Annotated in this window: 9 protein-coding genes; all 9 read right to left on the reverse strand. The window is 73.6% G+C overall.

The window, feature by feature from the left end:
• Window positions 1-29 precede the first annotated feature (29 nt).
• Entirely contained in the window at window positions 30-422 is a 393-nt protein-coding gene (locus tag LQ222_RS04560; protein ID WP_230164781.1) for a hypothetical protein, read from the reverse strand.
• On the reverse strand, window positions 422-1,165 hold the full coding sequence (gene tatC, locus LQ222_RS04565) for a twin-arginine translocase subunit TatC (protein WP_230164801.1): 744 nt from the start codon (window positions 1,163-1,165) through the stop codon (window positions 422-424). The genes LQ222_RS04560 and tatC overlap by 1 nt, the downstream gene beginning before the upstream one ends.
• A 55-nt stretch (window positions 1,166-1,220) precedes the next feature.
• Window positions 1,221-1,802 carry a Sec-independent protein translocase protein TatB gene (tatB, locus tag LQ222_RS04570; protein WP_230164782.1) on the reverse strand — a complete coding sequence of 194 codons (582 nt, stop codon included), beginning with the start codon at window positions 1,800-1,802 and terminating at the stop codon, window positions 1,221-1,223.
• Between the two features lie 163 nt (window positions 1,803-1,965).
• Window positions 1,966-3,012: an ABC transporter ATP-binding protein gene (locus LQ222_RS04575; protein WP_230164784.1), complete on the reverse strand. Its 1,047-nt coding sequence runs from the start codon at window positions 3,010-3,012 to the stop codon at window positions 1,966-1,968.
• 2 nt (window positions 3,013-3,014) lie between these two features.
• Complete coding sequence (scpB, locus tag LQ222_RS04580) at window positions 3,015-4,199, reverse strand: SMC-Scp complex subunit ScpB (protein ID WP_230164786.1); 1,185 nt, start codon at window positions 4,197-4,199, stop codon at window positions 3,015-3,017.
• A complete protein-coding gene (locus LQ222_RS04585; RefSeq protein ID WP_230164787.1) occupies window positions 4,183-4,941 on the reverse strand; it encodes a ScpA family protein in 759 nt (252 codons plus the stop codon). Before LQ222_RS04585 ends, scpB begins: the two co-directional genes overlap by 17 nt.
• Window positions 4,938-5,645: a site-2 protease family protein gene (locus LQ222_RS04590; protein WP_230164788.1), complete on the reverse strand. Its 708-nt coding sequence runs from the start codon at window positions 5,643-5,645 to the stop codon at window positions 4,938-4,940. Before LQ222_RS04590 ends, LQ222_RS04585 begins: the two co-directional genes overlap by 4 nt.
• Window positions 5,645-6,673, reverse strand: coding sequence for a beta-N-acetylhexosaminidase (gene nagZ, locus LQ222_RS04595; RefSeq protein WP_230164789.1), 1,029 nt, complete (start codon window positions 6,671-6,673; stop codon window positions 5,645-5,647). Before nagZ ends, LQ222_RS04590 begins: the two co-directional genes overlap by 1 nt.
• Before the next feature lie 73 nt (window positions 6,674-6,746).
• The coding region (locus LQ222_RS04600; RefSeq protein ID WP_230164790.1) for an SPOR domain-containing protein at window positions 6,747-7,102 on the reverse strand (356 nt) is incomplete at its 5' end.

Below are 7,102 nucleotides of genomic sequence, written 5' to 3' on the forward strand. Positions count from 1 at the left end.
TTCCCAGTCCCGTATCGCGCGGTGCGGTCTCAACCCATCCGGCTCAGGCCGACGACGAAGGCCCGCACCTCGTCCACGTCCCAGCTCGTCCCCTCACGCCAGAAGTGCAGCAGCGCCGCGCGATTGCTCTCGACCCAGGGCGTGACCAGCCTCTCACCGTCGCGCGCAACCGGCACCGGCAGGCCTTCGTTCAGCGCGCGGGGTGGCATCTCGAGCGTCACGACCAGGCATGGCAGGTCGCGCCCCGCCTTGCCCGGGAACCACTTCACCCGCGGCCCATGCGCCCCCATCGCCGTCGAGATGAAGACCGTCCCGGAAATCCCGGTATACCTGGTGGGAAGATTGACCATCTCGACCAGGTCATCCGTGTCCTGCGAGGCCCCGAGCCGCGCCTGCTCCTCCCCGAAGCCCGCGCCGTTCATCACTCGGGGTCCCGCTTCGGCGCCACCCACCGCGCCGCGAAGATCGAGATTTCGTAGAGCAGGATCAGCGGGATCGCCAAGCCGATCTGGCTGATGATGTCCGGTGGCGTGATGATCGCCGCCACCACGAACATGATCACCACCGCATACCGCCGCCCCTTGCGCAGCGTCTCGACGTTCAGGATGCCGACCTTGATCAGCAGCGTCAGCAGCACCGGCATCTGGAACGCCACGCCGAAGGCCAGGATCATGTGCATGACCAGCGACAGGTATTCGCCGACCTTCGCCTCCAGCTGGATCGGGATGCCGCCCGACCCCGGCGGCGTCTCGAAGCTGATGAAGAACTGCCAGGCCAGCGGGAAGATGAAGTAATACGCCAGCGCCGCCCCCATCACGAACAGCACCGGCGAGGCCAGCAGGAAGGGGTAGATCGCCCGCTTCTCGGACCGGTACAGCCCCGGCGCGATGAACAGCCACAGCTGCGTCGCCCAGATCGGGAAGCTGATGAAGGCCGCGCCGAAGAAGGCCACCTTCAGGTAGGTGAAGAAGGCCTCGTACAGCGCGGTGAAGATCATCCGCCGCTCGCCGCCCGACTGCCGCGACAGGATGTCGGCCAGCGGCTGCGCCAGGAAGGCGTAGATCTGCTGCGAGAAATAGTAGCAGACCGCGAAGGCGATGATGAAGGCGCCAACCGACCACAGGACCCGCGTGCGCAGCTCCTTCAGGTGGTCCATCAACGGCATCGGCTTGTCGTCGATGGGGTCGTTGTCGTCGGGGTTGGCGGCCAAGGACATGGTCCTACACGCTCGGGCTGGTGGTGGCGGCCGGCTTCGGCGTGGGCTCGGCCGCGGCGGGCTCGGGCACCGGCAGCGGCGCGGGCTCGGGCGCCACGGGCGCGGGCATCGCCATCGGCGGCGGGGTCGATGGCGGCACGAAGGCCGGCGCATCGACCGGCGGCGGGGCGGGCGGCGGGGGCGGCGGCGCCCAGCGCGCGACATCCGGCGGCACGAAGGACGGCGCATTGTCGGGTACCGGCGGCGGCGTATAGCTCGGTGCCGTGTAGCTGTCCTTCATCGGGTCGTCGAAGGCCTTGCGCACGCTGCCATCGCCATCGACGTGCTTCTCGATCGTGCCCTTGATGTCGAAGTTGCGGATGTCGCTGATCGTGTTGCGCACATCGGCGATCTGGTTGCGCACGTCGTCCAGCTTGGCCTCGCGCACCAGCTCGTCGGCCTGCTGCTGGAACTCGGCGACCTTGCGCTTCATGCCCTGGATGCCGCGCGCAAGGCCTTTGATGGCCTCGGGCAGCTCCTTGGGCCCGATGACGACCAGCGCCACCACGGCAATCAGCGCGATCTCTGACCAGGCAAGATCCAGCATGCGTCCCTTATCCCCCGGCTTCGCTGCCCGCGGGGGACGCCCCGTTAGCAGGAAGCCGGCACGTCGCCAATGCAGCCCCGTCTCCCGGCCCGGCCTCGACGGCCACGGTCAACCGTGGCGCCGGCGGCCAGCCCGGGAGACTGGGCCATGCAGCCACCCCTATCTAGGGAGCCTCGGGCGGAAAGACGAAGGCCCGTTCCGCATCCAGCGCAACCGTCACCCGTTCCCCCCGCGCCAGGCGCCGCCCCGGCGGCAGGCGCGCATGCAGGTGCAGCACCCCATCCGCGCCATCGGGCAGCGCCATGTGCACCAGGGTCGTCGCACCCAGCAGGCGGCAGGCCTCGACCTCGGCCTCCCGCCCCTCGCCGGCGCCCAGCAGCAGGCCCTCGGGGCGCACCAGCACGTCGACCAGGGCGCCTTCCGCCGCGCCGCCGGCCGGCAGGGCGCCGATCGCGGTCTGCGCCAGGCCCGACCGCACCCGCCCCGGCAGCCGGTTCACCTCGCCCAGGAAGGTGGCGACGTAGCGGTCCTGCGGGGCGAAATACAGCGCCTCCGGCGGGCCGATCTGCAGCACCCGCCCGTCCCGCATCAGCGCGATGCGGTCGCCCATGAACATCGCTTCCTCGGCGTCGTGGGTCACCAGCAGGGTGGCGATGCCGGCGGTCTGCAACACATGCAGGGTGTCGTCGCGCACCTGCTCCCGCAGCCGGGCATCGAGGCTGGCAAACGCCTCGTCGAGCAGCAGCACCGCCGGGCGGGGTGCCAAGGCCCGGGCCAGCGCCACGCGCTGCTGCTGCCCGCCCGAGAGCATATGCGGAAAGGCCTCGTGATAGGCATCGAGCCCCACCCGCAGCAGCGCATCCGCCACCCGCGGGCCGCGTTCCGCCTTCGGCACGAAGCGCAGGCCGAAGGCGACGTTCTCGGCCACCGTCAAATGCGGGAACAGCGCATAGTCCTGGAACACGAAGCCAACGCCCCGGCGTTCCGGCGGCACGTCCCGCCCCGGCTCGGCGATCACCTGGCCACCGAGTTCGATGGTGCCGGCCTGGACCGCTTCCAGCCCCGCCGCCAGGCGCAGCAGTGTGGTCTTGCCGCAGCCCGAGGCGCCGAGCAGGCAGACGATCTCCCCGGGCGCGACCGACAGGTCGATGCCGCGCAGCACCTCGGCGCGGCCATAGGCATGGCGAATGCCGTGGAACTCGAGGGACATGCCTAGCGGATCCCTGGCGCCGGCCCGGTCGCCGCGGCAGCCTGCTCGCCCTGCGCCGAAGCGGGCGTGCTCGCCGCGGCGTCCGCCGTCTCCGCGGGTGGTGCGATGGCGGGCGCGGCGGCGTCCTCGGTCGCCGCCGGCGGCACGGCGGTGGTCGCCTCGGCGGCGTCCTCGTCCAGCGGGGCCGACGACATGGCGGCAGGCCCGCCCAGGGGCAGCGCCGGGCCGGTTTCCGCGGTGACCAGCTCCTCCTTGCGCGGCAGGTCGGACAGCGCCTTCAGGCCGAACTGTTCGAGGAATTTCGGCGTGGTGCCCCAAAGGGTCGGGCGGCCGGGCACCTCGCGCCGCCCGCGCGGGGCCACCAGGCCGAGTTCCAGCAGCGCCTCCAGCGTCGTCTGCGCCAGGGCCGCGCCGCGGATTTCCTCGATCTCGCCGCGCGTGCAGGGCTGGTGGTAGGCGATGATGGACAGCGCCTCCATCGCCGCGCGCGGCAGCCGGCGCGGCGCCTGGACCACCTTGGTCAGCCGCTGCGCCAGGTCGGGCGCGGTCCGGAAGGCCCAGCCGCCGGCAACCTCGGCGATCAGCACGCCACGCCCCGCGCAGGCCTCGGCCAGGGCAGCGATCACGATGCCGGGCGCCAGGCCGGGCGGCAGCACCGCGCCCAGCATGGCCGGCGTCACCGGGCGGTCGGAGGCGAAGATCAGCGCCTCGGCGATGCGCGCCGCCTCGGCCATCAGGGCGGGGTCGGGCGGCGCGTCGTCGTCGGCGCCGGCAGGCTGCGCATCGCCGGATGGCGCGTCCTGTCCGGCAGGCGATGCCCCGGCGGCAGTGCCGGCCACCGTGGCGCCTCTGCCCCCTGGTTCCACCGCCGCCTCGGCGCCTGGCGGCTTGCGCAGCGCATCGTTCTCGGTGGCGGGCGCCGGCCCCGCCGCATCGGCCGGGGGCGCGCGGTCGGCCGGCGCGCCGGGTTCATCGGGGCGCACATCGTGCTGGAGGTCGGCGGGGGCCGGCGCGACATCCGCCGTGGCATGGGCGCGCCCATCGTCGCCGGCCGCCATGGCTGGCTCCACCCCCGCGCCATCCCGTTCGGCGCCGGCATCCGGCGGCGCGGCGGCGCCCGCCGGGCGCGCCGTTGCGTCCCCGTGCCCGGTGCCGCCGCCCTGCGGCGCGTCAGCCTGCCCGTTCATCCGCGGCACCCTCCTCCGGCCGGCGGCGCACATGGATCGGGCCGAAGGCCTCCTCCTGCCGGATCTCGATCCCGCCGCCGCGCGCCATCTCCAACCCCGCCACCAGCGTGCTGGCAAGCGCCGCGCGGCGTTCCAGCGGATCGAGGATGGTGTCCGGCAGGAATCCCTGCAGCACCGACCAGGACGGCAGCGCGCCGACCAGCCGGGTCAGCCGCTCCAGCGCCTCCTGCACGGTGAACAGTTTTCGCGGCTTGGGGCGGTAGGGCCGGCGCGCCAGCGCCCGCCGCCGCGCCGCGACATAGGATTGCAGCAGCGACGGCAGGTCGGCATGCAGGCCGGACCGGTCCTCGACCCGCAGGCTTTCGGGCGCGCCGCGGGCGAACACGTCATGGCCCAGCCAGGGCCGGCGGTTCAGCCACAACGCGGCGGCGCGCATCCGCTCCAGCTCCGCCAGCCGATCCGCCAGCTGTTCGGCCAGCGCCTCGGCATCCTCGCCCTCGGCCTGGTCGGGGGGCACCAGCAGGCGGGATTTCAGCCAGGCCAGCCAGGCCGCCATCACCAGCCAGTCGGCCGCCAGTTCCAGCCGCACCCGGCGCGCGCCCTCGATGACCGCCAGGTACTGGTCGACCAGCGCGACGATCGAAATCCGCGCCACATCCACCTTCTGCGCCCGCGCCAGTTCCAGCAGCAGGTCGAGCGGCCCCTCGAATCCCTCGATGCTGAGATGCAGCGATTCGCTCATCGCCCGGCATTCAGCCCGGCGAGCAGCAGCACGACATCGAAGGCCGGCGCCACGATATGGCGCACGAACCAGGCCATCGGGTCCCAGGCCGGCACGGCCATGGGCAACAGGAACAGGGCGCCGATCACGATCATCAGCCCGTAGGGCTCGACGCGCGCCAGCGCAATGGCCGGGGCGCGCGGCAGCAGCCCCACCATGATCCGCCCGCCATCCAGCGGCGGCAGCGGCATCAGGTTGAACAGGCCCAGCACCAGGTTCGCCAGGATCGACAGCGCGATGAAGCGCAGCAGGAATTGCGTGACGTCAGGGCCGACCAGCCCCTGCCCCGCCAGCACCGCATGGACCAGCAGCGCCGATCCGAAGGCCAGCACCGCATTGATCCCCGGCCCGGCGGCCGCCACCAGCACCATCCCCCAGCGCGGATTGCGCAGCGCCCAGAAGTTCACCGGCACCGGCTTGGCCCAGCCGAACACCGCCTCGACCCGCCCGATGGTCAACAGCTGCCCCAGCACCATCAGCCCGGGCACCAGCAGCGTGCCGACCGGATCGACATGGCGGATCGGATTGAGGCTGATCCGCCCGGCGCGCTTCGCCGTGTCGTCGCCCAGCGCCAGCGCGGCATAGCCATGCGCGGCTTCGTGGAAGGTGATGGCCAGCACGGCGGCCAGCACCGCCGCCAGGGCTTCGGGCAACCAGTCGGGCATCACGCCTCGCGCGCGGTGGGGTCGGCGCCCGCCGGGGCGTGCGGGGCGGCCAGCGCGGCATCGCGCAGGGCGCGCAGCGTGGCGGGATCGCGCCGGTGGAAGGCATCGCGCACCGCGCGCGCCGCGGCGATCCGCCCCGCCGCCCTGTCCGTCAGCACCGGGCAGCCGGCCAGCACGCCGGCAGTGTCCGCGATGCGCCCGGTGCAGTGCAGCACCAGGTCGCAGCCGGCCGACAGCGCCGCCGTCGCCAGGTCGTTCGAGGTGCCGCGCAGCGCGCCCATCGCCAGGTCGTCGGTCACGAGCACACCGTCGAAGCCGATCTCGCCGCGGATGATGTCACCGACCACGGTGGGGGAGATGGTGGCGGGCAGCGCCGCATCCCAGGCCTCGTAGAGCACATGCGCCGTCATCGCCCAGGCGCCCGAGGCCGCCAGCGCGCGGAACGGCGCGATATCCAGCGCAAGCTGCGCGGGGCAGGCCCGCACCCGCGGCAATTCGTGGTGGCTGTCGGCCAGCGCACGCCCATGCCCGGGGATGTGCTTCACCACCGGGATCGCGCCGGCCTCCTGCAGGCCGGCGACCCAGGCGGCGCCGAGGCGGATCACCTCATGCGGGTCGTCGGAGAAGGCGCGGTCGCCGATCACGCCATGCGCGCCCGGCACCCGGATGTCGAGCACCGGGGCGCAGACCACGTCCAGCCCCTCCGCCACGCAGGTCGCACCCAGCAGCAGGGCATTGGCGCGCGCCGCGACGTCGGGCGCCGATTCGAAGGCGGCGGCGGCGGGGAAGCCCTCCCAGGCCGGCGGCTTCAGCCGCGCGACGCGCCCGCCTTCCTGGTCCACCAGGATCGGCGCCGCGGCGCCCAGGATGTCGCGGATCGCCGCGGTCAGCGCGCGCAGCTGGGCCGGCGCCACGATGTTGCGGGCGAACAGGATGACGCCGACCGGCGGGCTGGCGCGCAGCAGCGCCGCCTCCTCCGCGGTCAGGGCCGGCCCGGACAGGCCGATGATCGCCGCGCGCGGGGTCACCCGCCCGCCCCTGCCCGGCCGGCGTGGATCGGCAAGCATGGCCGGCGCGCCAGAACCTGCATCGCGGTGGCGGTCAGCGAATGACGGTGCAGGGCAGCGACCGCGCGCGCGCCTGCTCGCAAAAGGACCCCGCCGCCGCGGCATCCGCGAAGCCGCCGGTGCGCAGACGGAACAGCGTGGCCTGGCCCTCGCGCTCGAAGCGCACCACCTGCGGGCGGAAGGCGCCGAGCAGGTCGGCGTGGCGCCGCGCCAGGCGGTCCCATTCGGCGCGCGCGGCCTCCTCGCTGGTCAGGGCGCCGAGCTGGACCCGCACGGCACCGCCCGGCGCCGGGGCCGGGCGCGCGGCCGGCGCGGCGGTGGTCGCTGCGGGAGCTGCCGGGGCGGCGGGCGCCGGTGTCGTGGCAGGCGCACCGCTGCGCGCGGCGGGTG

Source organism: Roseomonas sp. CECT 9278, assembly GCF_918698155.1.
Classification (GTDB): Bacteria; Pseudomonadota; Alphaproteobacteria; order Acetobacterales; family Acetobacteraceae; genus Neoroseomonas.

What these genes read in the sequence shown, in the direction of transcription:
- LQ222_RS04560 (WP_230164781.1), bottom strand. Translation starts at nt 422, where the DNA reads ATGAACGGCGCGGGCTTCGGGGAGGAGCAGGCGCGGCTCGGGGCCTCG.
- tatC (WP_230164801.1), bottom strand. Translation starts at nt 1,165, where the DNA reads ATGCCGTTGATGGACCACCTGAAGGAGCTGCGCACGCGGGTCCTGTGG.
- tatB (WP_230164782.1), bottom strand. Translation starts at nt 1,802, where the DNA reads ATGCTGGATCTTGCCTGGTCAGAGATCGCGCTGATTGCCGTGGTGGCG.
- LQ222_RS04575 (WP_230164784.1), bottom strand. Translation starts at nt 3,012, where the DNA reads ATGTCCCTCGAGTTCCACGGCATTCGCCATGCCTATGGCCGCGCCGAG.
- scpB (WP_230164786.1), bottom strand. Translation starts at nt 4,199, where the DNA reads ATGAACGGGCAGGCTGACGCGCCGCAGGGCGGCGGCACCGGGCACGGG.
- LQ222_RS04585 (WP_230164787.1), bottom strand. Translation starts at nt 4,941, where the DNA reads ATGAGCGAATCGCTGCATCTCAGCATCGAGGGATTCGAGGGGCCGCTC.
- LQ222_RS04590 (WP_230164788.1), bottom strand. Translation starts at nt 5,645, where the DNA reads ATGCCCGACTGGTTGCCCGAAGCCCTGGCGGCGGTGCTGGCCGCCGTG.